Origin of the sequence: Nonomuraea sp. NPDC050328 (genome assembly GCF_044459405.1) — a bacterium.
GTDB lineage: Bacteria > Actinomycetota > Actinomycetes > Streptosporangiales > Streptosporangiaceae > Nonomuraea.
This window is the reverse complement of sequence record NZ_JBITIW010000004.1, coordinates 78,416-101,596: the sequence shown is the minus strand read 5'-3', so window position 1 is coordinate 101,596 and position 23,181 is coordinate 78,416. Positions and strand designations below refer to the sequence as shown.

The following is a 23,181-nucleotide window of genomic DNA, read 5'->3' as shown; positions in this document are numbered from 1 at the left end:
CGCACGTCCGCTCACCTTCGGGAGGTCCCCATGGCAGCCACCACCACCGCGACCCCGACCGCGACCGCCGACCCGGTCAAGGACTACCTCAAGCAGATCGGCAAGATCCGGCTGCTCGACGCCCAGCAGGAAGTGGCGCTCGGCGAGCGCATCGAGGCCGGCCTGTTCGCCCAGGACCGCCTCGACCGCGAGTCCGCCGGCCTCCCGGCCCAGGACCGCGCCGACCTCGAGTGGATCGCCGCCGACGGCCGGCTGGCCAAGGACCAGATGATCGAGGCCAACCTGCGCCTGGTCGTCTCGATCGCCAAGCGCCAGACCGGACGCGGCCTGCCCATGCTGGACCTGATCCAGGAGGGCAACCTCGGGCTGATGCGGGCGGTGGAGAAGTTCGACCACAAGCTCGGGCTGAAGTTCTCCACCTACGCCACCTGGTGGATCAAGCAGGCGATCGGCCGCGCCCTGGCCGACCAGTCCCGCACGATCCGCATCCCGGTGCACATGACTGAGCTGATCAACAAGGTCAACCGGGCGCAGCGCGACCTGTTCCACTCGCTCGGCCGCGAGCCCTCCAACGAGGAGATCGCCCTTCAGACCGAGCTCACCGCCGAGCGGGTCAAGGAGATCAAGAGCTACGCCCGAGAGCCGATCTCGCTGAGCGTGCAGATCGGCGACGAGGGCGAGACGGAGCTCGGCGACCTCATCGAGGACGCCGAGGCCGGCGACCCCAGCGAGGTGATCGGGCACGACCTGCTCCGCGAGGAGCTGCGGGAGGTCCTCGCCGGGCTCACCGAGCGCGAGGCGGGCGTCATCGCCCTGCGCTTCGGCCTGGCCGACGGCCAGCCCAAGACGCTGGACGAGATCGGACGGGTGTACGGCGTGACGCGGGAGCGGATCCGGCAGATCGAGGCGAAGACGATGAGCAAGCTCCGCCACCCCAGCCGGTCGATCACGCTTCAGGACTACCTGGCCTGACGGGCTGCGTGGGTTCCGGCATCAACCGATCGGTTGATGCCGGAATCCACCACCCAGCTCACTGTCCGGACGATCCGCCACCCTTCGTCCCGGCGCGATGCTCAAGGCATGCCAACCAACCGGGAGCCCGCCCTCCGCACCGCCGGACTGCGCAAGGTCTTCGGCGACCACGTGGCCGTCGCCGACCTCGACCTCACCGTCCCCGCCGGATCCTTCTACGGCCTGGTCGGCCCCAACGGCGCCGGCAAGACCACCACCCTGGCCATGGCCGTCGGCCTGCTGCGCCCCGACGCCGGCAGCGCCGAGATCTTCGGCGTCGACGTCTGGCGCGACACCGTCCAGGCCAAGGGCCTGATCGGCGTGCTGCCCGACGGCAACTCCATGCCCGAACGGCTCACCGGCCGCGAGGTCCTCACCTACCTCGGCCTGCTGCGCGGCATGGACCCCGCCGTCGTCGCCGAGCGCACCGACGAACTCCTCCAGGTCCTCGAACTCGACTCCGCCGAGCGCACCCTGGTCATCGAGTACTCCACCGGCATGCGCAAGAAGATCGGCCTGGCCGTGGCCCTGCTGCACGCGCCCCGCCTGCTCGTCCTGGACGAGCCCTTCGAGGCCGTCGACCCCGTCTCCGCCGCCACGATCCGGGCCATCCTGCGCCGGTTCACCGCCAACGGCGGCTCGGTGATCATCTCCAGCCACGTCATGGCCCTCGTCGAACAGCTCTGCGACCACGTCGGCGTCATCTCCGACGGCCGCGTCATGGCCGCCGGCCCCCTGGACGAGGTCCGCGGCTCCGGAACCCTGGAAGACGCCTTCGTCGAACTCGTCGGCGCCCGCACCGGCGGAACGGAGGGGCTGGCATGGCTCACCTCCTGACCCCCCGCCCGGCCGCCCTGGCCCAGCACATGATCCGGCTGCGGCTCACCCTCATGCGCAACACCCTGCGCGGCGACAACGCCACCAACCTCTACACCGGCGTCACGGTCGGGCTGGCCCTGGCCATCGGCACGATCGCCGTCGCCGTCCTGTGGCCCGCCCACCTGCCCCTCACCCTCGCCGCCTGGCTCTCCGGCTGGATCTTCGGCCCCATCCTCATCGGCGGCGGCAACGAGTCCCTGCGCCCCGAGTACTTCTCCATGCTCCCGGCCCCGCCGCGCCGGATCGCGGCGGCCCTGCTCGCCGGCGCCTTCGCCGGCCCCGCCCCCGCGGTCAACCTCCTCGCCCTGCTCTCACTCCCCGTGTACGGCTGGCGCTACGGCCCCACCGGCGTGCTCATCGGCCTGGTCGCGGCCGTCACCACCCTCGTCACGATGATCATGCTCTCCCGCGTCATCATCGCGCTCATCGGACTGTTCGTCCGCTCCCGCGCCACCGCGGCCGCCGTCGGCATCGTGGTCGGCACCGCCATCGCCCTGTGCAGCAACGGCTGGGCCCTCGTCATCGCCCTCGGCGGCTCCGACAGCTGGATCCAGCGCCTCCTGCGCGCCCTGCCCTCCGGCTGGGGCGTGGCCGCGATCGAGGCCTCCTGGCCCGTCGCGCTCGCCATCCTCGTCGGCGGCGTCGTCGTGATCGCCCTGCTGCTGGCCGCCTGGTCCGCCCTGCTGGCGCGCCGCGTCGTCTCCTCCGCCCGAGGCGGCGTCCCGCCCCGCCGCGGCGCACCCCGGCCCCTTCCGGCCACCACCAGCGGCGCCCGCATCACCGCCGCCAAGGAACTGCGCGCCTGGTGGCGCGACCTCGTCCGCATCCAGCTCCTCGCCACCGCCTTCTCCTACGCCCTGATCACCCCGCTGCTGCTGGTCACCATCGACGCCTGGATCATGGTCCCCTTCATCGGGCTCATCGCGATCGTGATGGCCGCCGCCAGCTCGGCCAACCTCTACGGCAGCGACGGCACCGCCCTCTGGCTCACCCTCATGACACCCGGCGCCGAACGCGCCGACGTCCGCGGGCGGCAACTGGCCTGGCTGCTCGTCATCGGCCCGGCCGCAGTCGTCCTGTCCCTGGCCGGCACCCTCGTCAGCGGGGAGACCTGGGCCTGGCCGTGGGTGCTCGGCCTGCTCCCCGCCCTGCTCGGCGGCGGCGCCGGCGTCATCGTCCTGCTCGCCGTCACCTCGCTGGTCCCCGGCACCGACCCGCACAAGCGCGGCGGCAACCCGCTCAGCACCGGCGCCGACGAGACCGCCGAGACCAGCCTCGCCTGGCTCGTGCTCTTCGCCGTCCCCGCCACCGCCCTGCCCGCGGCCGGCGCCATCCTCCTCGACCCCTGGGCCGGCGTCGCCACCGGCCTGCTGACCGGCGCGCTCAGCGCCTGGGGCCTCGGCAGGATCGCCTACCGCCGGCTGGAGAAGCGCGGGATCGAGCTGCTCAACCTGATGAAGTACGGCCCGCCGCCCCAGCCGGCCGAGTCCGCCACCGCCGAGCTGCCGCTCGTGCACCGCATCGGCGTCACGTTCTGCTACGCCATCGCCTGGCTCCCGCTGTTCCCGCAGGGGCTCGTGCCGATGTTCATGAAGATCTTCGGTGTCGAGGAGCCCGTGTGGTTCCTCGCGCTGCACCTCCCGCCGATCTGGCAGTGGCCCACCATCATCTTCATGATCGCTCTGGGACTGCTCATGTACGGCTATGCCATCCTTCTCCCCATCCGCCTAAACTCCTCCTCAACTGCTGCGACCAGGTGAAACCCGTCCATACCTGACAGGAGGGGTAGCCCCCGATGAACGATCCCTTCCCCCCTTCCCAGTGGGAACGACGCTTCGAGCGGCTCGTGGAGATCGTCCCCTTCGTCACCCTCGCCGCCTCCCTGGCCATCAGCCTGGCCACGCCCGACCAGCCGACCGGCGGGGTGCTCCGTACGCTGGCCTTCACCGCCCTGGCCCTCGCCTGGATCCTCGGCGCCCGCCTCCTCGTACCCGCCGAGGTGCGCGGGCGCCGGGCCTTCGTCAGCGTTCACTTCGCCGGCGTCCTGGCGACCGCCGCCCTGCTGTCCTTCCACGACCCGATCTTCGTCATCTACTGCATCTCCGGCTTCTTCCTCGCCGCGAACTTCGCCCCCTCCAAGTGGACCTTCGCCGCCGTCGCCGCCACCTCCTGCATCGTGTACGGCTCGACCCTCGACTGGTCCCAGGCCACTGTCCAGCTCATCGCCTTCCACCTGGCGATCGTCGCCGTCCAGACCGTCGCCATCGGCGGCGGCGCCATCGCCGGCATCCGCATCGAGGACCGGCAGCGCAAGTACCGGAAAGCGGTCACCGACCTCCAGACCGCCCTGGAGGAGAACGCCGACCTGCACGCCCAGCTCCTCACCCAGGCGCATCAGGCCGGCATCCTCGACGAACGCCAGCGCATGGCCCGCGAGATCCACGACACCCTCGCCCAGGGCCTCACCGGCATCATCACCCAGCTCCGTGCCGCCCAGCGCGTCGAGAACGCCGACACCCACGTCGAGCTCGCCCTGAACCTCGCCCGCGACAGCCTCACCGAAGCCCGCCGCTCCGTCGCCGCCCTCCAGCCCCACCAGTTGGAGAACGCCCACCTGCCCGACGCCATGACCACCCTGGCCCGTAACTGGTCGCAGACCACCGGCGTGGACCTGCACGTCGAGGTGACCGGCGACCGGGTCCCGCTCAGCCCCGCCATCGAGGTCACCCTCTTCCGTGTCGCCCAGGAAGCCCTGGCCAACGTCGCCAAGCACGCCGGCGCCACCCGGGCCGGCCTGACCCTCTCCTACACCGGCACCCTCGTCCTCCTCGACATCCGCGACGACGGCATCGGCATCCAGGACACCCACGACGGCAAGGGCTTCGGCCTCAGCAGCATGCGGCAGCGGCTGCGTGGCGTCGGCGGCTCCCTTGAGATCGAGAGCACGCCCGGCGAAGGCACCGCCGTCAGCGCCACCGTCCCCGCCCTCCAAAGCACCCCCGCTCACAGGGGTACCCCCACCCCCGGAGAAGACGCCGTCCTTGCAGGAGACACCGTCCCCGCAGGAGACACCGTCCCCGCCCTCGAAGGAAACCCCCAGTGATCCGCCTCCTCATCGTCGACGACCACCCCATCGTCCGCGACGGCCTGCGCGCCGTCTTCGAAGCCGAACCCGACCTAGAGGTCGCCGGCGAAGCAGCCAACGGCCGTGAGGGCCTCGACCGCGCCGCCGCCCTCCAGGTCGACATCGTCCTCATGGACCTCCGCATGCCGGAGATGGACGGCGTCACCGCCATCACCGCGCTGCGCCGCTCCCACCCGCACATCAAGACCCTCGTCCTGACCACCTTCGACGGCGACTCCGACGTCCTGCCCGCCATCGAGGCCGGCGCCACCGGCTACCTCCTCAAGGACGCCCCCACCGACGAACTCCTCCGCGCCGTCCGCGCCGCCGCCGCCGGCGAACCGGTCCTGTCCCCCTCCGTCGCCGGCCGCCTCATGGGCCAGGTCCGCAAACCCGCCAAGGTCGCCCTCACCGACCGCGAACTCCAGGTCCTCTCCCTGGTCGCCGACGGCGCCTCCAACCGCCAGGCCGCCGCCAAGCTCTTCATCAGCGAGGCCAGCATCAAGACCCACCTGCTCCACATCTACGACAAACTCGGCGTCCGCGACCGCGCCGCCGCCGTCGGCGAAGGCTACCGCCGAGGCCTCCTCACCTGAGCGTTCCGCCGGAGGCCAGTCCTGAACCTGGCCTCTGCCTGGGGTCCAGTGGAAGGGCGCGTATGCCTGGGTCAGTGCTGGGCCATGTCCACGAACCGGCTGTAGTGACCCTGGAAGGCCACCGTCACCGTCGCGGTCGGACCGTTACGGTGCTTGGCCACGATCAGGTCCGCCTCACCCGCCCGCGGCGACTCCCGCTCGTAGGCGTCCTCCCGGTGCAACAGGATGACCATGTCCGCGTCCTGCTCGATGCTGTTGTGGACCGAGATGCCGTTGGCCACGAAGTTGTGGGTGCCGAGCACGGTCGCGTCGTAGACCGGCTGCTCTCCCAACGGCTCGACGCTGTCGACCTCGTCCCAGAACACGTCATTGGTGGCGAGCAGTTCCAGGTCGGAGGCGTCGAGCACCTGCGCGATCCGGCCGACTCGCTCCCGGCTCGGCGCGCGCTTCCACACCGCCGACCCGCTGTGCTGGACGTTCATCGCCGCGGAGAACTCCCGCTGCGTCATCTCCCGCTGCGACAACACCCCGCGCACCCGGTCCCACACTTCCGTGGGGATCGTGTCGACATTCGTGTTCGGGGTCACGCCACGCAGCCGGTCGGCGCACAGCCGGGCCATCTCGCCCCGTCCGCCGAACACGCCGATGTCGTCGAGGAAGCGGAGCTGGTTCTCCGCCCCGGCGATGACGAGCTGGTACCCGGGCCGGTGTTCGCCCTTGCGGACCACCTTCACCCGGGTCATCACGTTGAAGCGCAGCAGGAGGCGCGCCACGTCATCGATGAGACGCCGGCTGGTCGAGGCGTAGTAGATGCGGGCCTGGCCCTGCTTCTCGTCCCACCAGACGCACCCATCGGTCGCCCACAGGTGCCGCAGGAAGCTCGCCGCCTGGAGCTTGGGGAGGGCGAAGAGGCCCTCGGGCAGGAACTTCTCGTGGCTCCTGAGCCCGAACAGGCCCAGCCCGTCGAGCCAGGCCGCCACCGGGTCGCGCCGGCCGTGCGTCAGACGGAAGGGCGCGGGCAACCGCAGCGACGTGCACCGCGCCGCCTCGTGCTCGTCGCGGACCGCCGTGATCCCGAAGCGCCGGGCCGCCGCCTCGGTCACCGCCCTGAGATTGGCCTCATCGGTGCTCGCGTACCGGATCGGCTGCCGCCGCACGAAGGACCCGTCCCCGATCAGATGCGCCAGCAAGACCAGCTCATCCTCGTCCCAGGACTTCAGCTCAAGCGGCGGTGGCACGTGCCGGGGCACGGCGACCCGAGTGCCCGCCACGAGATCGCCGATCGCCCGCCAGCCGTCATAGGTCAGGAACGGATGGTTGGCCGTCGCCTCCACCTCGCGACCCGACCGCAGGCGAACCCGGTAGACCTGCTTGACCCCGCTCGGGAAGACGTGCGTCATCGTGCGCGGCACCAGCTTGAGCCGCTCGTCCAGCGACCACACCGGGACGTCCCGCGCGCCTGCCTCCAGCAGTTCGCCCAGCGTGACCTCAGCACCGGTGTCGGCCCGCATGATCCGCGTGCCGGCCGTCAGGCAGCCCGACTCACGCAGGTCGCTCACCGCCGGGCGCTTGTCGGCTCGCTGCTCCGGACCACGGTTGAGCTGCGACATCGCGATCACCGGGACCTCGAGCTCCTTGGCCAGCAGCTTGATCGACCGGGAGATCTCGGAGACCTCGTTCTGGCGGCTCTCGGTCTTCTTCGGCGAGCTCATCAGCTGGAGGTAGTCGATGACCACGAAGCGCAGGTCGTGCCGCTGCTTGAGACGGCGGCACTTGGCGCGGATCTCCATCATCGACATGTTGGGCGAGTCGTCGATGAACAGCGGCGCCTCGGCGACCTCGCTCATCCGCCGGGCCAGCCTGGTCCAGTCGTCGTCGGTCATCGTGCCGGACCGCATCGAGTGCAGCGCCACCCGGGCCTCGGCCGAGAGCAGACGCATGGTGATCTCGTTGCGCGACATTTCCAGGGAGAAGATGACCGTGGTCATCCCATGGCGAATGGCCGCAGAGCGGGCGAAATCCAGTCCCAGGGTGCTCTTACCCATGGCGGGGCGGGCGGCGACGACGATCATCTGGCCCGGGTGGAGGCCGTTGGTGAGCTGGTCGAGGTCCTGGAAGCCGGTCGGGACGCCGACCATCTGGCCGCTACGGCTGCCGATGGCCTCGAGTTCGTCCAGAGCGCCGGGCATGATCTCGGCGAGGGGGATGTAGTCCTCGGAGGTACGGCGCTCGGTGACCTTGTAGATCTCGCCCTGGGCCCGGTCGACGAGGTCGTCGACCTCCTCGTTCTGCCCGCCGTACCCGAAGGAGACGATACGGGTGCCGGCCTCGATGAGGCGGCGGAGGATGGCCTGCTCGCGGACGATACGGGCGTAGAAGCCGGCGTTGGCGGCGGTGGGGACGACGGCGGTGAGGGTGTGGAGGTAGGCGGCGCCGCCGACGCGGGCCATCTCGCCGCGCTTCTGCAGCTCGTCGAAGACGGTGACGGCGTCGGCGGGCTCGCCGCGGCCGTAGAGGTCGGTGATGACGTCGTAGATCATCTGGTGGGCGGGCCGGTAGAAGTCGTCGCCCCGGATGAGCTCGATGACGTCGGCGATGGCGTCCTTGGACAGCAGCATGCCGCCGAGCACCGACTGCTCGGCCTCGATGTTGTGCGGCGGGGTGCGCTCGAAGGAGGGGCCGGACGGTTCCTCGTCCACGAGATCGACCCCCTTTCGAACAAACTCTCGATAGCACTCTAAGCAGCGCGAGTGACAGTTTCGCGGCACCTGAGGCAATCGGCAACGCGACCTGTGGACAAGGCTGTGGTCAAGCTGTGCAGGGGGTGGGGACGGGCTGTGGAACGTCCTGGGGATAACTCCGGCCGATCATCCACAGCACCGATGTGACCAGGGCAGATACTATCCACTCCCTGTGGAGGAAAGAAAGTTGAACCGACACGCCGAGTAAGGGCCATACTAGTCCTATGCCCATTACAGCCAGGGACCGCGAGATCCTGCGGCTTGCCGTACCGGCCTTCGGCGCCCTGGTCGCCGAGCCGCTCTTCCTCATCGCCGACTACGCCATCGTCGGCCATGGGCTGGGCACGACGGCGGTGGGCGCGCTGGGCGTCGCGGGCGCGGTGCTGACCACGGTGGTCAACCTGTGCGTGTTCCTGGCCTACGGCACGACGGCCTCGGTGGCCCGGCTGACCGGCGCGGGCCACCTGGACCGGGCGATGCGCAGCGGGGTGGACGGGCTGTGGCTGGCGATCGGGATCGGCGTGGCGCTGATCGCGCTGGGCTGGCCGCTGGCCCCGGCGATCGTGGAGCTGTTCGGCGCCGCGCCGGACCAGACCGCCATGGCCGTCACCTACCTGCGGATCAGCCTGCTCGGCACCCCGGGCATGCTGGTGGTCCTGGCCGGCACGGGCGTGTTGCGCGGGCTGCAGGACACGGTGACCCCGCTGGTGGTGGCGATCGGCTCGTTCGTGCTGAACGCTGTGCTGAATGCCTGGTTCGTCCTGTGGATGGACTGGGGGATCGCCGGCTCGGCCTGGGGCACGGTGATCGCCCAGACGCTGGGCGCGGCGGTGTACCTCGTGGTGGTGCTGCGCCGCGCGCCGACGTGGCTGCCGGACCTGCGGGGCATCAAGGCCGCAGGCTCGGCCGGGCTGGCGTTGCTCGTCCGTACCATCTGCCTGCGCATCGTGCTCCTGGTCGCCACGGTCGTCGCCACCCGGATGGGCCGTCCCGAGCTGGCCGCGTTCGCCATCGCCTCGCAGATCTGGTCGTTGCTGGCCTTCGCGCTGGACGCCATCGCGATCGCCGGGCAGGCCATCACCGGCCGCAGCCTGGGCGCCGGGGACGTCGCCGAGACCAGGGCGGCGACCAGGCGCATGGTGGTGTGGGGCGTGTGGTCGGGGGCGGTGCTCGGGCTGCTCGTGCTTGCCGTACGCCCGCTGCTGCCCGGTCTGTTCGCGGCGGACGCCCAGGTCACGGCCGAGCTGCTGGCCGTACTGTGGCCGGTGGTGCTCTTCCAGCCGCTCTGCGGCGTGGTGTTCGTGCTGGACGGCGTGCTCATCGGCGCGGGCGATCAGCGCTACCTGGCATGGGCCGGCGTCTGGAACACGATCGCCTACCTGCCGGCCGCCGCGGTGGCGGCGTGGAGCGGCAGCCTGGTGGTCCTGTGGTGCGCGCTGGGCGTGTGGATGCTCGCCCGGCTGGTGGCCCTGGGGACCCGCGCCCGCGGCCGCGCCTGGCTGGTTACGGGGGCGTAACCCTGCCGTGCTTGCTAGTTGGCCGAGTGGTAAGGCACTGTCCATGAAACGAGGCTTCAGCTAGGCGTGCGTGCCGATGGGCGGGTGGTGTGTCGTGACCACGATCCTGCGTCGGCTGCCGCCCGGTGAGGTGACCGGGTTACGCACCGGCGCCCGGCACCGCCTCGACGAGGCCTACCGTCCCAGTGATCTCGTCGTGCTCGGCCTGGGCGTGATGATCGGCGCCGGCATCTTCAGCATCGCCGGCCGCCAGGCGGCCACCACCGCCGGGCCGGGCGTGATCCTCTCCTTCATGATCGCCGGCATCGCGTGCATGCTGGCCTGCCTCTGCTTCGCCGAGATGGCCTCGGCCATCCCCTCCTCCGGCAGCGCCTACACGATCACCTACGTCGTCTTCGGCGAGGTGTGGGCGTGGATCATCGGCTGGGCGCTGGTGCTGGAGATGCAGCTCGCCGCCGCGGTGGTCGCCGACATCTGGTCGTCGTTCGCGGTGCGCGCGGTCACCGATCTCGGGCTGAGCGTGCCCGCGCCCGCGGTGACCTCCAAAGTGCTGACGGTCGGCATCCTGCTGGCTCTGTCCGCGCTGGTCATCCTCGGCACCCGGATCGGGCTGCGGGCCCTGTGGATCAGTCACCGCCAAGCTGGTGGCCATCGGCGCGGTCATCGTGGTCGGCTTCCTGAACTTCGACCCGGCCAACCTGGGCGATTTCGTGGTCGATCCCAAGCCGTCCTCCGCGCCGCCGGACACGATCATCGACTTCGTCCTCGGCACGAGCACGACCTTCGGCTGGGTCGGCGTCTTCGCCGCGGCGCCCGCGATCGCCTTCGCCTACATCGGCTTCGACATCGTCGCCACCGCCGCCGAGGAGGCCGCCGACGCGCCGCGCACCATCCCGCAGGGCATGATCCGCAGCCTGGTCGTCGCGACGCTCATCTACATCGGCGTCGCCCTGGTCATGGTCGGCATGGTCCCGCACACCGCCATCTCGGTCGACGCGCCCCTGCCCAGCGGCTTCCGGCAGGCCGGCGCGGGCTGGATGGTCCACGTGGTCAACGTCGGCGCGGTGCTCGGACTGACCACGGTCATCCTCGTGCTGATCGTCGGGCAGACCCGCGTGCTGTTCTCCATGGCCCGCGACGGCCTGCTCCCCCGCCGCCTGGCCGGGCTCAGCCGCTACCGCTCCCCCGCCCGGATCACCGCGCTCATCGGGCTCATCGCCATCGGCCTCGCCCTCTTCGCCCCGCTGCCCGCGCTGGAGGAGCTGGTCGTGATGGGCACCCTGTGCGCGTTCCTGGCGGTCTCCGCCGGGGTGCTGGTCATCCGGCGGAGCCGTCCGGACCTGTCGGGCGACTTCCGCGCCCCGCTGCACCCCTGGGTGCCGATCCTGTCGTTGCTGGCGATCCTGTGGCTCATGGTGAACCTCAAGGTCGCGACCTGGGTGTCCTTCGCGGTGTGGATGGCGTTCGGACTCGTGGTCTACCTCCTGTACGGCAGGCGCCACAGCCTCCTGGCGACCCCGCGCGCGGCAACGGGCCGGGGCAGGCACCGCCGCTAGAACCGCCCCGACTCCAGCACGCTGCGCAGGAACTCACGGGTGCGAGGCTGCTCGGGATCGGTGAAGATCTGCTCCGGCGCCCCCTTCTCCACCAGCACGCCGTTGTCGAGGAAGCAGACCGTGTCCGCGATCTCCCGGCAGAAGCTCATCTCGTGCGTGGTCATGACCATGGTCATGCCCGTCGCCTTGAGCTCCCTGATCACCCCGAGCACCTCGACCACCAGCTCCGGGTCGAGCGCCGAGGTGATCTCGTCCAGCAGCAACAGCGTCGGCTGCGTGGCCATCGCCCGGACGACCGCCACCCGCTGCTGCTGCCCGCCGGAGAGCTGGTCGGGGTAGGCGTCCGCCTTGCCCTCCAGCCCGAAGCGCGCGAGCAGAGTCCGGGCCTGCTCCTCGGCCGCCTTGCGCGTCACCTTGTGCACCTGGCGCGGCGCCAGCGTGATGTTGTCGAGCACGGTCATGTGCGGGAAAAGGTTGTAGGCCTGGAAGACGATGCCCAGCCGCTTGCGGACGTCGTCCACGTTCACCCGTGGGTCGGTGATCTCCTTGCCCTCCAGGTAGATCGCGCCGTCGTCCACCTCCTCCAGCAGGTTCACGCAGCGCAGGAGCGTCGACTTGCCCGAGCCCGACGCGCCGATCAGGCAGACCACCTCGTGCGAGCGCACCTCCAGGTCGATGCCCTTGAGCACGTCGTGGCCGTGGAAGCTCTTCCGCAGCCCCTCGATCTTCAGGACACTCATGCTCCGCGCCGCCTCTGCGATCGAGCCGCCAGGTAGTCGGTGAAGCGCGCCATCGGGATCGTCAGCAGGACGAACAGCAGCGCCGCGACCAGGTACGGGGTGTAGTTGAAGGACTTGGCGGTGTGGATCTGCGCCTGCCGCAGCGCCTCGATCGCGCCGATCGTCGCCACCAGGGCGGTGTCCTTCTGGAGCGACACGAAGTCGTTCAGCAGCGGCGGGACGACCCGGCGCACCGCCTGCGGCAGCACGACGAAGCGCATCGTCTTGCCGTACGACAGACCGAGGCTGCGGGCGGCGTTCACCTGGCTCGGGTGGATCGAGTCGATGCCCGACCTGAAGACCTCCGCGACATAGGCCCCGTAGGAGAGGGTCAGCGCGATGATGCCCAGCGTCGCCTCATCCGTCGGGATGCCCTGCAGCCGCAGCGCCGGCAGGCCGAAGCCGACCAAGTAGATCAGCAGGATCGTCGGGATGCCGCGGAAGATGTCGGTGTAGGCGATCGCCAGGCAGCGCAGCGGGAAGAAGACCGGCGCCTTCAGCCCGCGGGCCAGCGCCACCAGCAGGCCGACGATCAGGATCAGCGGCTCGGCGATCAGGAAGATCTTGATGTTCAGCAGGAAGCCGTCGAGCACGTCCGGGAGCGCGGCCACGAACTTGTCGACGTTGAAGAACGTCTCCTCGACCCGCGGCCAGCCCGGGGAGTTCGTGACCCCCCAGACCACCAGGACCAGGAAGATGATCGTCGAAACGGTCGCGGTCGACGCCGAGCGCATGCCGCGCTGCCGCTTCAACCGCTCCCGTTCGATCTGCTTGCCGCTCTTGACCCAGCTCGTGCCGGGCTTGCCGGCCGTACTCACTTCAGCTCGGGAGCACCGGCCGCAGCGCTCAGCCACTCCTGCTCGATCTTCGCCAGCTCACCCTTGGACTTCAGCGCCTCGACGGCCTTGTCCACGCAGCCCTTGAGCGCCGTGCCCTTCTCCATGACCAGGCCGAACTCCTCCGGCGTGCCGCCGGTCGAGGAGAACTGGCCGACGATCGTGGAGTTCTCCACCTGCGCCGCGGTCACGTAGAACGCGGTCGGCAGGTCCACGACCAGCGCTTCCACCTGGCCGTTCTTCAGGCCGTTCACCGCGTCGATCTGCTCGTTGTAGACCTTGGGCTGGTTGCTCGGCTGGATGCCCTTGCCGACCGCGTCGAACGAGGTCGTGCCGATCTGGACGCCGATCTTCGCGTCCTTGAGCTCGGCGAGCGTCTGCACGTTGGCGTACTTGCTGCCCTTGATGGCGACCACGGCCTGCTTGACGGTGTAGTAGCCCTTGCTGAAGTCCACCGCCTCCGAGCGCTCGGGGGTGATCGAGACCTGGTTGATGTCGAAGTCGAACTTCTTCGGGCCGGGCGCGAAGGCGGTGTCGAACTTCACCGTCTGCCAGACGATCTCGTCCCGGTCGAAGCCCAGCTCACCGGCGACCGCGAACGCCACGGCGCTCTCGAACCCCTGGCCGTTGCTGGGGTCGTCGTCCTTGAACCACGGCTCGTAGGCGGGCTTGTCGGTGCCGATCGTCAGCTTGCCCGGGGTGATCAGCTTGAGCTGGTCCTTCGTGCACGCCGTGCTCGGCGCGGCCGCCGGGGCCGACCCCGTCGCGGTCGCGGACGTCGTGCCGCTCCCCGTGTTGTCCGCAGGGGCACAGGCCACCGCCGCCAGCGCGAGCACGCCGGTTGCGATCAGCAGTGAGGGACGGGCCATGGTTCAGCCTCCTGAAGGACATTTCGGGAACTCCGGAATTCTACGCCAGCCCGCTCGGGAATCTGGCCCCACCTGGGCTGTTGACCCTTCGGTACGGCGGAGCCCCCGATTACGGACATCGGACTTCCGGGCTTTTGACCGATGTACGGCCGGCACCGGGCAGCCGAAACGCGCGACGCCCCGGGCTCCCCCTCGGGCCCGGGGCGTCTCTGCCCAGCGGTGGACGTGGCGATCAGCCGAACATGCCCGGCTGGTAGTCACCCGCCGGCTGCTGGATGATGACGTTCGCCCGGTTGAAGGCGTTGATGAGCGCGATGAGCGACACCAGCGCCCCGAGCTGCTCCTCGTCGTAGTACTTGGCCGCGTTGGCCCACACCTCGTCCGACACCCCGCCGGCCGCGTCCGCGATCCGGGTGCCCTCCTCGGTCAGCTCCAGCGCGGCCCGCTCCGCGTCCGTGAACACCGTGGCCTCCCGCCACGCCGCCACCAGATGCAGCCGCGTGACGTCCTCCCCGGCGTGCATCGCCTCCTTGGTGTGCATGTCCGTGCAGAACCCGCAGCCGTTGATCTGGCTCGCGCGCAGCTTCACCAGCTCCTGCGTCGCATGCGGCAGCGACGACTCCATGACCACCTTGTTCGCGGCGACGATGTGCTTGAGGGCCTTGGCGGCGACCGGGTTGGTGAAGAGGTTCAGGCGGGCTTCCATGACGTGCTCCTTGCCGTTTTGACGCTGCTTCCACGTCTACGACGAGATTGCACGCTTCCCTGTGACACGCCCCAATGTGACGTCCGTCTCCCTGCCGTCCCTTTCGGTAGCCCACGCGCCCCGGTCGAGCTCCCGCAGAATCCTCGACGGCCTTCCCACCCTCCGGGCCGCCTGGCTTCTAGGGCGCCTCCACCCCCGAGATCCGGTACTTGCTCACCTCGGCTCCCCTGATCTCCGCCACCTGCTCAGCCTCCGGACCCTCACCCCGGAACCGCTCCAGGTCCTCATCCGACTCCCACCGCTCGTAGACGTTGATCCGCCCCGCCTCGACCAGATCCGCCGACACCGAGAAGTCCAGACACCCGGGCGCCCTCCGTGCTTGCTCGACCACCTCGACACAGGCCGCCAGATAGGCGTCCCTGGCCTCGGCATCCACATCCAACGTGCCAGCGATGATGATCACTCAAGCCTCCGCAGCTCCCAGCCGAATCACCTACGATCCCCACCCTGACCCACAGAAGGAACGAGTGCCGCCACCCACTCCCGATCAGCATCGGTGATCTCATCGTCAACCCAGGCGAACGGACACCCGTCGGCCCACGCCACCAGGGCCCTGGTCTTCCAACAGAGCCCGAACCACCGGTCCTGCCGTTCGTCCTCCTCGCAGGGCTCGGGCCAGTGGACGACTGGCAGCCGCGGCAACCCGATCCGCGGCGCGATCGGCGCTCCCGGCCATCGCCGAACGGCAACCGCGGCCCATCCACATCAAGGAAGAGCAGCGGGCGCACTTGGGGGCGGTCAGGCCTTGACGTCCGGTTCGCCTCCGGCCAGGATGTCGCGCTCTGAGCGGGCTCCGGCCCGCACGAGGTCGACGCTGACCAACGTAGTGGCCGTGACACGCTGCCCGGCGGCAACCGAGCCCAGCTATGGGTGGCTCCAACCGTTCGCCGTTTCTCCCGACTGAAGGTGCCTTGCCGAACTCGCCCTGGAAATCGCCCCAGACACGGGGAGCGCGAGGGGCCGGCAGGCCCCTCGCCCGGGGGTGTGGGGGGACGCCGCAGGCGACCCCCCACAAAGCACAGCCCAAGCCCGAAAGCGCGAAGCGCCACTCACGAGGACGATGCCGTGAGAGGGCCGAGCCAGACGCACACCCCACGAGGGCGATGCCGTAAAAAAAGTGAAAACCCCGCCGGGCCAAGCCAGGCGGGGTTCACGAAAAGCTGTGCCGGATCAGCCGGCGACGACCTCGACGTCGAGCGAGGCGGAGACCTCCGGGTGCAGCTTGACGCTGATCCGGTGGGAGCCGACGCTCTTGATCGGGTTGACGATCTCGATCCGGCGACGGTCGAGGGCCGGGCCACCGGCCTGCTTGACCGCGTCGGCGATGTCGCTGGTGGTCACCGAGCCGAACAGGCGACCGGAGTCGCCGGCGCGGGTGGTCAGCTTGACCTTGAGGCCGCCGAGCTGGCCGGCGACTTCCTTGGCAGTGCCGAGGTCACGGATCTCACGGGCGTCACGGGCCTTCTTGATGGACCCGATCTGCTTCTCGCCGCCACGCGTCCAGAGGATCGCGTAGCCGCGGGGCAGGAGGTAGTTACGGCCGTAGCCGTCCTTGACCTCGACAACGTCACCGGGAGCGCCGAGACCGGAGACCTCAGTGGTGAGGATGAGCTTCATTTCGACAGACCTCCTTAGCGCGCGGTGCTCGTGTAAGGCAGCAGAGCCACCTCACGGGCGTTCTTGATCGCGGTGGCAACGTCGCGCTGGTGCTGGGTGCAGTTGCCCGTCACCCGGCGCGCACGGATCTTGCCGCGGTCGGAGATGAACTTCCGCAGCAGCGCCGTGTCCTTGTAGTCGACGTAGGAGATCTTCTCGTGGCAGAACAGGCAAACCTTCTTCTTGGGCTTGCGCAGTGCCGGCTTAGCCATCGTGGTGCTCCTTTCAGAGCCCCGCCGTCAGGCGGGAATGGACTCGGACTGGACTGGGTGAATTAGAAGGGAGGCTCATCGCTGAAGTCGTTGCCGCCGCCGAAGCCGCCGCCACCACCCTGCGATGCGCCGCCACCGCCGCCGAACCCGCCGCCACCGCCGCCGCCGTAACCGCCGCCACCCGAAGGTGCGGCGGGCGACGCGGACGCCCACGGGTCGTCGGAGGGGCCGCCGCCGAAGCCGCCGCCACCGCCGCCACCCTGACGGGAGCTGCGGTTGACCTTGGCGGTGGCGTTACGCAGGGAGGGGCCGACTTCGTCGACCTCAACCTCGTAGACGGTGCGCTTCTCGCCTTCCTTGGTCTCGTAAGACCGCTGCTTGAGCCGGCCCTGAACGATGACCCGCATGCCACGCTGCAGCGACTCGGCGCAGTTTTCAGCGGCCTGCCGCCACACGTTGCAGGTCAGGAAGAGGCTCTCGCCGTCCTTCCACTCGTTGGTCTGGCGATCCATGAACCGCGGAGTGGATGCGATGCGGAACCGGGCCACGGCTTGCCCCGTCGGGGTGAAGCGAAGCTCCGGGTCGTCGACGAGATTGCCGACGATGGTGATTACGGTGTCGCCTGCTGCCATGGCCTTGACCTTCCTGCACTCTCTGGGTTATGGCTCAGAGTACGGCTCTGCCCCGACAAATTCCGGGGACTAGTGCAGCTCGGGGCGGAGAACCTTCGTGCGCATGATGGCCTCGTTGAGGTTCATCTGCCGGTCGAGCTCCTTGACCGTGGCGGGCTCCGCGGTCAGGTCGATGACGGCGTAGATGCCCTCGGACTTCTTGTTGATGTCGTAGGACAGCCGACGACGGCCCCAGACGTCGACCTTCTCCACAGTGCCGCCGTCGGTGCGAACGACGGTGAGGAACTGGTCGAGGGACGGCGCCACAGTGCGCTCATCGAGCGAAGGGTCCAGAATGACCATTACTTCGTAACGACGCATGCGGGACTCCAACCTCCTCTGGACTCTTGCGGTCACGGCCCTGTGCCGTGACAGGAGGACGCTGACGTTCGCCAACGGAGACCCCTTTCGGTCTCCGGACATCACAACGCAGCTTTGCCAGGTTACCAGCCGTGCAAGCGTGGGAACGCCTGTAGGAAACGATGGCCTGTAGGAATACCCAGGGGGTGGTCCGCTGTGCCGCACGTCTTCCAGCCTTCCGAGCCTGAGCGGTTCAGGGTGGATCTCAGTGGTCGCGGGATCGAGAGCATTCTGGCGTTCGCGGCGCTGGGGCTCGGGTTGATCGCGTTCGTGGCGACCTTCTTCCCTGGTGGGTATGTGGTCGCGTCGTGGGCGGGGACGCTGGGGTTCGGGGTGGGGTTGTACTCGCAGTACATCTCCGAGTCCACGTTCCAGCGGTCGCTCAATGTGGTGGGGATGGTGGCGTCGTTCATCGGGGTGGCGCTGGGGATCGCTCGTGGGGGGTTCTTGCCCTAGCCGCCGGCGGCCGTCAGCCGGCTCCGAAGGTGGGTGCGCCGCCGTACAGGGGCATGGTCCGCCGATGGGGTGCTCGCCGCATAGGTGACCCCAGGCGAGGCCGGCCAGTGACCCGGGGCCGGCCGCCGTGCGGTGGGCACGGCGGCCGGGGGTGGGTCAGCCTAGGTGGAGGTCGCCGCCGAGCAGCGGGACGAACCACAGGAAGATCGCAAGCAGCGCCTCGGCGACGTCCTTGAGCAGGGCCGGGGTGATGTAGTCGTAGACCCAGGCAACGTAGATGCCGACGAGAATGTAGATCAGGAATATGAGGCTGATGCCTCGGCGGCGGTACGCCATCGTGTCGTCTCCTCGGAATGGGGGGTCGAGAAAACGACTGCCCTTCTGTCTGCCCGGCAAACAGATAGGCTCGGGCGCATGGTGCGCATCGGAGCTCATGTCCACGGCGACGACCCGCAGGCCCACGCGGAGGCGGTCGGCGCGGAGGTGGTGCAGTTCTTCCTGAGCGACCCGCAGAGCTACAAGGCGCCCGAACTGCCGGCCAAGGCGGTCGAGGGGGTGGAGGTGTTCATCCACGCCCCCTACCGGCTGAACGTCGCCACGACGAACAACCGCATCCGCATCCCCAGCCGCAAACTGCTCCAGCAGCATCTCGAAGCGGCGGCCAGTATCGGCGCCACGGGGCTGATCGTGCACGGTGGGCACCTGGCCAAGGACGAGGATCCGCAGGTCGGCTACGACAACTGGCGCAAGGTGTTCGAGCGCCTGGAGCAGCCCATCCCGGTGCTGATCGAGAACACCGCGGGCGGCGACAACGCGATGGCCCGGCGGCTGGAGAGCATCGCCCGGCTGTGGGACACCCTCGACGGGTTCGACGTGGGCTTCTGCTTGGACACCTGCCACGCGCACGCCGGCGGCGAGGAACTGCTCGACCTGGTGGACCGGGTGCTGGCGATCACCGGGCGGATCGACCTGGTGCACTGCAACGACTCGCGGGACGCGTTCGACTCGGGCGCGGACCGGCACGCCAACCTGGGCAGCGGCACCATCGACCCGGAGTTGATCGTCGCGGTCTGCCGGGCGGCGAACGCCCCGATCGTGGTCGAGACGCCCGCCGAGGGCCAGGCCGAGGACATCGCCTTCCTCCGGAAGCACCTGAGCTAGCCCCGGTTTCCCCCGGAAGCGCCTGAGCTAGCCCCGGAGAATCCACAGCCTGTGGATAACATTTCTGGATAGCGGAAGGTTTACGTCAGCGGAAGGCGGGGAACCGGTCCTCCGCCCGATCGAAGACGCCGCCGCCCTGGTCGTCGATGCCCGCCTGCCGTACCAGATCCTTGTCCGGCCGGAAGATGTCCCGCACGACGAAGCCGACCATGATCAGGATCGTGATGATCCGGCCCCAGACCGCGGTGAAGTAGACGTCGTCGCCGATGCCCAGGTGCTTGCTGGCCTCGTCCTGGTAGAGCAGGTAGAGCCAGATCGCCAGGAAGTACCAGACCTCCGCGACCTGCCAGAGCGCCAGCGGCTTCCAGTTGGGCCGCGCCAGCACCGCGAAGGGCACCAGCCAGAGCACGAACTGCGGCGACCACACCTTGTTGGTCATCATGAACGCGGCCAGCGCCAGGAAGCAGAGCTGCGCCAGCCGGGGCCGCTGCGGGGCGAAGAGCGCGATGCCGGCGATCGCCACGCACAGCAGGAGCAGCGAGACCATGCCCAGCACACTGGGGTCGGTCGTCCCCAGTACCGGCCAGCCCTTGCGCTCGAAGTAGAGCCAGGGCGAGCCCCAGTCCACGCCGCGTTCCTGGGAGAAGACGTAGAAGCGGCGCCAGCCGTCCCACGCGAAGTACATGAAGGGCACGTTGACCACGAGCCACGCGCCCACGGCCGCGCCGACGGTGGTCAGGAAGGGCCGCCAGGCGAAGGTCCGCAGCGTCAGCAGGAAGAGCGCGCCGACGAACATCAGCGGGTAGAACTTGGTCGCGATGGCCAGGCCGAGCAGCACGCCGGCCAGCACCTGATTCTTGCGCGCCCAGGCCAGCAGGAAGCCCATGGACAGGGCACCGGCGATCAGGTCCCAGTTGATGTAGGCGCACAGGATGACCGCCGGGCCGAGCGCGTACCACAACGCGTCCCAGCGGCGGGTCGGCCCCGCGACCGCGGCCATCAGCAGCACCCCGATGACCAGGCAGATCGCCAGCAGGATCACGGTGGCGTCGTAGAAGCCCACCGCCTGCCGGTAGACGTCGCCGGGGGCCAGCCAGCGGGCGAGCCAGGCGAAGACCTGCATGACCTCGCCGAGCACCACCGGGTACTCGACGTGCTCGCCGAAGGGGACGTCGGCGAAGTAGGGGTCCTGGGTGGACAGCTGCCGCGCGAAGTACAGCGGGAAGATGTCGGTGTAGCAGAAGTTGGTGTAGGTCGACGTCCCCTGGTCCCAGCCGCCCAGCCGGCAGGGCAGTTTCTGCACGTAGGCGAGAACCGCCCCCAGGGCTGCGAACAGCCCCAGGGGCAGGTACGGCACGGCCCTCAGGTAGAGCGGGACGTGCGCCTCGGTAGTGGAGGCCATCAGTCGTCGCGGTTGGTGGCCAGCGGGTCGGGCACGTCGGCCGCGCCCGGCGGCGGTGGCGCCTGGCTGCCGCCCATGCCGTCGTCCGAGCCGTCTCCCCACGAGCCGGTGTCGTCGTTGGCGTTCCCGTTGTCGTTGCCGTTGCCGCCGTGCGCGTTGCCGTTGCCGTTGCTGCCGTCGTCGCAGATGTCGAAGAGGCAGCCGCCCTGGTCGCCGTCGCCGAGCGGTTCACCGAAGGGGTTGTCGTCCTCCTCGGTCTTCTCCGGCTTGGGCTCGGGCTTGGGCACGATGTCGTCCGGCACGCCGATGTTGGCGGGCGGCGGGAACTGCTCGACCTTCTTGCCCTCCATCGCGGCGAGCATGAAGGTGCGCCAGATGGTGGTGGGCGGGCCGGCACCCTCGAAGCCGAGGGAGACTTCCTTGCCCTTCGACCACGGGTTGTGGTCACCGTACTTGGTGCCCTTGTAGTTCTTGGAGGGCTTGGTCGGGCAGTTGGCGCCCCAGGGCTCGACGACCTTGCCGGTCTTCACCACGATGCACTGCTCACGGTAGAGGCCGACGGCGGTGGAGATCTGCGGGGTGTAGCCGACGAACCAGGCTTCCTTCTCGTCGTTGTTGGTGCCGGTCTTGCCGGCCGCCGGGTACTGGCCCAGGCCCTTGCCGCCGGCGGTGCCGTACTTCAGCACCGACTGCAGCGCGTAGGTCGAGTCGGCGGCGGCGCCCTCGGAGATGATCTGCCGGGCGTGCTTGATCTCGCCCTTCACCAGCTTCTTGCCCTGGTAGACGCCCTGCACGACGTGCGCGGGCACGTGCTTGCCGCCGTTGGCGAACATCGTGTACCCGGAGGCCTGCTCGACCGGGGTGACCAGGGCGCTGCCGATGGTGAAGCCGTAGGAGTGGTCGTCGATCGACTGCCGCATGCGTTCCTTGTTGAAGCCGAGGTCGTCGACGATCTTCTCGATGTCCTCGAGCTGGCCGGGGAGCGCGTAGCCCATGGAGGCGTAGGCGGTGTTGATCGAGTGCGCGGTGGCGTTGACCACGTCGATCGCGGCCTTGCCGCCGTGGCCGTTGGTGATCGGGGTGGTGCCGGGGAGCTGCTTGGGCACGGTCACGTTGCCGGGCACCCAGCTCTTGAGGCTCTTGCCCGAGTCGAGCCAGGCGGCCAGGACGTAGGACTTGAAGGCGGAGGCGGCCTGCTTCTTCGAGTCCCAGGGCTCGTTCCAGTTGTCGGTGCAGTAGTCGGAGCCGCCGTAGCTGGCCAGCACGCGCCCGGTCTTGGTGTCCACCGCGGCGAGGCCGGCGTGGAAGGTCTTGGACCAGTTGGCCGTGGTCGCCAGAACCGCCTTCTTGGCCTCCTTCATCAGGCGCTCGTCGAAGGTGGAGACGATCCGGTAGCCGCCGCTTTCGATGTCCTCGTCGGTGAGGTTGTGCTTGTCCTTGAGCTCGCGCAGCACCTCGGAGACCATGTAGCCGTTCAGGCCGCACAGCTCCTGGCCGTCCTTGAGGGTCTCGCGGACCTTGGGGAACTTGGCGGTGGCGGGGAGCTGGCCGTACTTGTCCGGCCAGAGCTCGGCCATGTTGCGCAGGACCTGCTTCCAGCGCTCGACCAGCGCCGGTTCCTTCGGGCCCCAGTTGGGCTGCTGGATGCGGGCGGCGAGGTAGGCGGCCTGCTCCACGGTCAGGTTGTTCGCGTGGGTCTTCTTGGTGAAGTAGGCCTGCGCGGCGGCCTCTACCCCGTAAGCACGGCCGAAGTTGACCGTGTTGAGGTAGTTGGCCATGATCTGGTCCTTGGTGTACTCCTTGTTGATCTTGACCGCGACGAAGATCTCCTTGATCTTCCGCTCCAGCGACCGCTCGGTGCTCAGGCCCTCGTAGTAGTTACGCGCCATCTGCTGGGTGATCGTCGAGGCGCCCTGCACCTGCTCACCGGATACGGTGCTGAACAGCGAGCGGACCATGCCCTTGAGGTCGATGCCCGAGTCCTCGTAGAACGACTTGTTCTCGATCGCGACCGCGGCGTGCTGGACGGCCTCGGCCATGTCCTTGATGTCGACGATCTTGCGCGGCGTGCCGATGCTGGCGATCTTCTTGCCGCTGCTGTAGTAGACCGCGCTCTCCTGCGCGACCGCCTCGCCCTGGGTCTGCTTCGGCAGGGGGGTGTTGGCGTAGCCGACGGCGATCATGCCGAACAGGCCCGCGACGAGGATGACCATACCGGCCATGACGATCTTCCAGCTCGGCAGGAAGCGGCGCCAGCCGGCGCGCTTGGGCGACGGGCCGCCCTCGGGCCTGCCGCCGCCTCCGCCGGAGCCGCCGTTGCCACCCGGTCCGGTGGGGCCTGCCGGACCCGCCGGGCCGCCCGAACGGGACCGGCGCGTCGGGCGCGGGTTCACCTGCGTGGGCTGGTCGCCCCGGGAGCGCGGCTGCACGAACGTCGGGCGCGCGTCGAGGTCGCCTCCACGGGGATCGTCACCGGGGCGGCCGGGACGGCCGGGCCCTTCCGGACGGCCGTACGGAGACTGCGAGCCGAAACCGCCGGCCGGTGTGGGACCGTCGCCCGGATCGGCCGACAGCGCGCCCATGGCGCCC

The 23,181-nt window shown here is 69.3% G+C and carries 22 protein-coding genes and 1 pseudogene; 10 read left to right on the top strand and 13 right to left on the bottom strand.

Annotated features, from left to right (window positions below):
• Nucleotides 1-30: 30 nt before the first annotated feature.
• The 5 genes from ACIBG7_RS16610 to ACIBG7_RS16590 all read left to right on the top strand — a co-directional run bounded on the left by ACIBG7_RS16610 (nt 31) and on the right by ACIBG7_RS16590 (nt 5,610).
• Nucleotides 31-972 carry an RNA polymerase sigma factor gene (locus ACIBG7_RS16610; RefSeq protein ID WP_397336757.1) on the top strand — a complete coding sequence of 314 codons (942 nt, stop codon included), beginning with the start codon at nt 31-33 and terminating at the stop codon, nt 970-972.
• A 108-nt stretch (nt 973-1,080) separates the two neighbouring features.
• Entirely contained in the window at nt 1,081-1,848 is a 768-nt protein-coding gene (locus ACIBG7_RS16605; protein ID WP_357928413.1) for an ABC transporter ATP-binding protein, read from the top strand.
• Nucleotides 1,833-3,650 (top strand): hypothetical protein, encoded by a 1,818-nt coding sequence (locus ACIBG7_RS16600; protein WP_397336756.1) that lies wholly within the window; start codon nt 1,833-1,835, stop codon nt 3,648-3,650. Before ACIBG7_RS16605 ends, ACIBG7_RS16600 begins: the two co-directional genes overlap by 16 nt.
• 35 nt (nt 3,651-3,685) lie before the next feature.
• The gene (locus tag ACIBG7_RS16595) at nt 3,686-4,993 is read left to right on the top strand and encodes a sensor histidine kinase (protein WP_397336755.1); all 1,308 of its coding nucleotides are present in this window, start codon (nt 3,686-3,688) and stop codon (nt 4,991-4,993) included.
• On the top strand, nt 4,990-5,610 hold the full coding sequence (locus ACIBG7_RS16590; RefSeq protein ID WP_397336754.1) for a response regulator: 621 nt from the start codon (nt 4,990-4,992) through the stop codon (nt 5,608-5,610). The genes ACIBG7_RS16595 and ACIBG7_RS16590 overlap by 4 nt, the downstream gene beginning before the upstream one ends.
• 71 nt (nt 5,611-5,681) lie before the next feature.
• Here the strand turns inward: ACIBG7_RS16590 and ACIBG7_RS16585 are convergent, their stop codons facing one another.
• Nucleotides 5,682-8,309, bottom strand: a complete 2,628-nt coding sequence (locus ACIBG7_RS16585; protein ID WP_397336753.1) for a replicative DNA helicase — start codon at nt 8,307-8,309, stop codon at nt 5,682-5,684.
• Between the two features lie 266 nt (nt 8,310-8,575).
• Between ACIBG7_RS16585 and ACIBG7_RS16580 the strand changes: the two genes are divergently transcribed.
• The 3 genes and pseudogenes from ACIBG7_RS16580 to ACIBG7_RS16570 all read left to right on the top strand — a co-directional run bounded on the left by ACIBG7_RS16580 (nt 8,576) and on the right by ACIBG7_RS16570 (nt 11,424).
• On the top strand, nt 8,576-9,868 hold the full coding sequence (locus ACIBG7_RS16580; RefSeq protein WP_397336752.1) for an MATE family efflux transporter: 1,293 nt from the start codon (nt 8,576-8,578) through the stop codon (nt 9,866-9,868).
• A gap of 76 nt (nt 9,869-9,944) precedes the next feature.
• Nucleotides 9,945-10,436: pseudogene (locus ACIBG7_RS16575) on the top strand (amino acid permease); the annotation flags it as partial.
• Nucleotides 10,437-10,512: 76 nt separating this feature from the next.
• Nucleotides 10,513-11,424 (top strand): APC family permease, encoded by a 912-nt coding sequence (locus ACIBG7_RS16570; RefSeq protein ID WP_397336751.1) that lies wholly within the window; start codon nt 10,513-10,515, stop codon nt 11,422-11,424.
• On the opposite strand, the gene ACIBG7_RS16565 is transcribed toward ACIBG7_RS16570, so the two are convergent.
• From ACIBG7_RS16565 to rpsF, 9 genes are all read right to left on the bottom strand, one after another.
• Complete coding sequence (locus tag ACIBG7_RS16565) at nt 11,421-12,164, bottom strand: amino acid ABC transporter ATP-binding protein (RefSeq protein ID WP_397336750.1); 744 nt, start codon at nt 12,162-12,164, stop codon at nt 11,421-11,423. The two genes, ACIBG7_RS16570 and ACIBG7_RS16565, sit on opposite strands and share 4 nt — an antisense overlap.
• Nucleotides 12,161-13,021: an amino acid ABC transporter permease gene (locus tag ACIBG7_RS16560; RefSeq protein ID WP_397336749.1), complete on the bottom strand. Its 861-nt coding sequence runs from the start codon at nt 13,019-13,021 to the stop codon at nt 12,161-12,163. The genes ACIBG7_RS16565 and ACIBG7_RS16560 overlap by 4 nt, the downstream gene beginning before the upstream one ends.
• Entirely contained in the window at nt 13,018-13,908 is an 891-nt protein-coding gene (locus ACIBG7_RS16555; protein ID WP_357928386.1) for an ABC transporter substrate-binding protein, read from the bottom strand. The genes ACIBG7_RS16560 and ACIBG7_RS16555 overlap by 4 nt, the downstream gene beginning before the upstream one ends.
• A gap of 232 nt (nt 13,909-14,140) precedes the next feature.
• Nucleotides 14,141-14,614, bottom strand: a complete 474-nt coding sequence (locus ACIBG7_RS16550; RefSeq protein ID WP_397336748.1) for a carboxymuconolactone decarboxylase family protein — start codon at nt 14,612-14,614, stop codon at nt 14,141-14,143.
• Nucleotides 14,615-14,792: 178 nt separating this feature from the next.
• Nucleotides 14,793-15,077, bottom strand: a complete 285-nt coding sequence (locus ACIBG7_RS16545; RefSeq protein ID WP_357928381.1) for an antibiotic biosynthesis monooxygenase family protein — start codon at nt 15,075-15,077, stop codon at nt 14,793-14,795.
• Nucleotides 15,078-15,844: 767 nt separating this feature from the next.
• Entirely contained in the window at nt 15,845-16,291 is a 447-nt protein-coding gene (rplI, locus tag ACIBG7_RS16540) for a 50S ribosomal protein L9 (protein ID WP_357918422.1), read from the bottom strand.
• A 14-nt stretch (nt 16,292-16,305) separates the two neighbouring features.
• Nucleotides 16,306-16,542: a 30S ribosomal protein S18 gene (rpsR, locus tag ACIBG7_RS16535; RefSeq protein ID WP_084955402.1), complete on the bottom strand. Its 237-nt coding sequence runs from the start codon at nt 16,540-16,542 to the stop codon at nt 16,306-16,308.
• A gap of 62 nt (nt 16,543-16,604) precedes the next feature.
• On the bottom strand, nt 16,605-17,174 hold the full coding sequence (locus ACIBG7_RS16530) for a single-stranded DNA-binding protein (protein ID WP_357918425.1): 570 nt from the start codon (nt 17,172-17,174) through the stop codon (nt 16,605-16,607).
• A 69-nt stretch (nt 17,175-17,243) separates the two neighbouring features.
• Complete coding sequence (gene rpsF, locus ACIBG7_RS16525) at nt 17,244-17,534, bottom strand: 30S ribosomal protein S6 (protein WP_357918428.1); 291 nt, start codon at nt 17,532-17,534, stop codon at nt 17,244-17,246.
• Nucleotides 17,535-17,729: 195 nt separating this feature from the next.
• On the opposite strand from rpsF, the gene ACIBG7_RS16520 reads away from it, so the two are divergent.
• Nucleotides 17,730-18,029 (top strand): hypothetical protein, encoded by a 300-nt coding sequence (locus tag ACIBG7_RS16520; protein WP_357918431.1) that lies wholly within the window; start codon nt 17,730-17,732, stop codon nt 18,027-18,029.
• Between the two features lie 156 nt (nt 18,030-18,185).
• Here the strand turns inward: ACIBG7_RS16520 and ACIBG7_RS16515 are convergent, their stop codons facing one another.
• Nucleotides 18,186-18,365, bottom strand: a complete 180-nt coding sequence (locus tag ACIBG7_RS16515; protein WP_357918434.1) for a hypothetical protein — start codon at nt 18,363-18,365, stop codon at nt 18,186-18,188.
• 78 nt (nt 18,366-18,443) lie between these two features.
• Between ACIBG7_RS16515 and ACIBG7_RS16510 the strand changes: the two genes are divergently transcribed.
• Entirely contained in the window at nt 18,444-19,190 is a 747-nt protein-coding gene (locus tag ACIBG7_RS16510; RefSeq protein WP_397336747.1) for a deoxyribonuclease IV, read from the top strand.
• 85 nt (nt 19,191-19,275) lie between these two features.
• Here the strand turns inward: ACIBG7_RS16510 and ACIBG7_RS16505 are convergent, their stop codons facing one another.
• Entirely contained in the window at nt 19,276-20,592 is a 1,317-nt protein-coding gene (locus ACIBG7_RS16505) for a glycosyltransferase family 87 protein (RefSeq protein WP_397336746.1), read from the bottom strand.
• The gene (locus tag ACIBG7_RS16500) at nt 20,592-23,174 is read right to left on the bottom strand and encodes a transglycosylase domain-containing protein (protein ID WP_357918443.1); all 2,583 of its coding nucleotides are present in this window, start codon (nt 23,172-23,174) and stop codon (nt 20,592-20,594) included. The genes ACIBG7_RS16505 and ACIBG7_RS16500 overlap by 1 nt, the downstream gene beginning before the upstream one ends.
• Nucleotides 23,175-23,181 lie beyond the last annotated feature (7 nt).

What these genes read in the sequence shown, in the direction of transcription:
- ACIBG7_RS16610 (WP_397336757.1), top strand. Translation starts at nt 31, where the DNA reads ATGGCAGCCACCACCACCGCGACCCCGACCGCGACCGCCGACCCGGTC.
- ACIBG7_RS16605 (WP_357928413.1), top strand. Translation starts at nt 1,081, where the DNA reads ATGCCAACCAACCGGGAGCCCGCCCTCCGCACCGCCGGACTGCGCAAG.
- ACIBG7_RS16600 (WP_397336756.1), top strand. Translation starts at nt 1,833, where the DNA reads ATGGCTCACCTCCTGACCCCCCGCCCGGCCGCCCTGGCCCAGCACATG.
- ACIBG7_RS16595 (WP_397336755.1), top strand. Translation starts at nt 3,686, where the DNA reads ATGAACGATCCCTTCCCCCCTTCCCAGTGGGAACGACGCTTCGAGCGG.
- ACIBG7_RS16580 (WP_397336752.1), top strand. Translation starts at nt 8,576, where the DNA reads ATGCCCATTACAGCCAGGGACCGCGAGATCCTGCGGCTTGCCGTACCG.
- ACIBG7_RS16565 (WP_397336750.1), bottom strand. Translation starts at nt 12,164, where the DNA reads ATGAGTGTCCTGAAGATCGAGGGGCTGCGGAAGAGCTTCCACGGCCAC.
- ACIBG7_RS16555 (WP_357928386.1), bottom strand. Translation starts at nt 13,908, where the DNA reads ATGGCCCGTCCCTCACTGCTGATCGCAACCGGCGTGCTCGCGCTGGCG.
- ACIBG7_RS16550 (WP_397336748.1), bottom strand. Translation starts at nt 14,614, where the DNA reads ATGGAAGCCCGCCTGAACCTCTTCACCAACCCGGTCGCCGCCAAGGCC.
- rplI (WP_357918422.1), bottom strand. Translation starts at nt 16,291, where the DNA reads ATGAAGCTCATCCTCACCACTGAGGTCTCCGGTCTCGGCGCTCCCGGT.
- rpsR (WP_084955402.1), bottom strand. Translation starts at nt 16,542, where the DNA reads ATGGCTAAGCCGGCACTGCGCAAGCCCAAGAAGAAGGTTTGCCTGTTC.
- ACIBG7_RS16530 (WP_357918425.1), bottom strand. Translation starts at nt 17,174, where the DNA reads ATGGCAGCAGGCGACACCGTAATCACCATCGTCGGCAATCTCGTCGAC.
- rpsF (WP_357918428.1), bottom strand. Translation starts at nt 17,534, where the DNA reads ATGCGTCGTTACGAAGTAATGGTCATTCTGGACCCTTCGCTCGATGAG.
- ACIBG7_RS16515 (WP_357918434.1), bottom strand. Translation starts at nt 18,365, where the DNA reads ATGGCGTACCGCCGCCGAGGCATCAGCCTCATATTCCTGATCTACATT.
- ACIBG7_RS16510 (WP_397336747.1), top strand. Translation starts at nt 18,444, where the DNA reads ATGGTGCGCATCGGAGCTCATGTCCACGGCGACGACCCGCAGGCCCAC.
- ACIBG7_RS16505 (WP_397336746.1), bottom strand. Translation starts at nt 20,592, where the DNA reads ATGGCCTCCACTACCGAGGCGCACGTCCCGCTCTACCTGAGGGCCGTG.
- ACIBG7_RS16500 (WP_357918443.1), bottom strand. Translation starts at nt 23,174, where the DNA reads ATGGGCGCGCTGTCGGCCGATCCGGGCGACGGTCCCACACCGGCCGGC.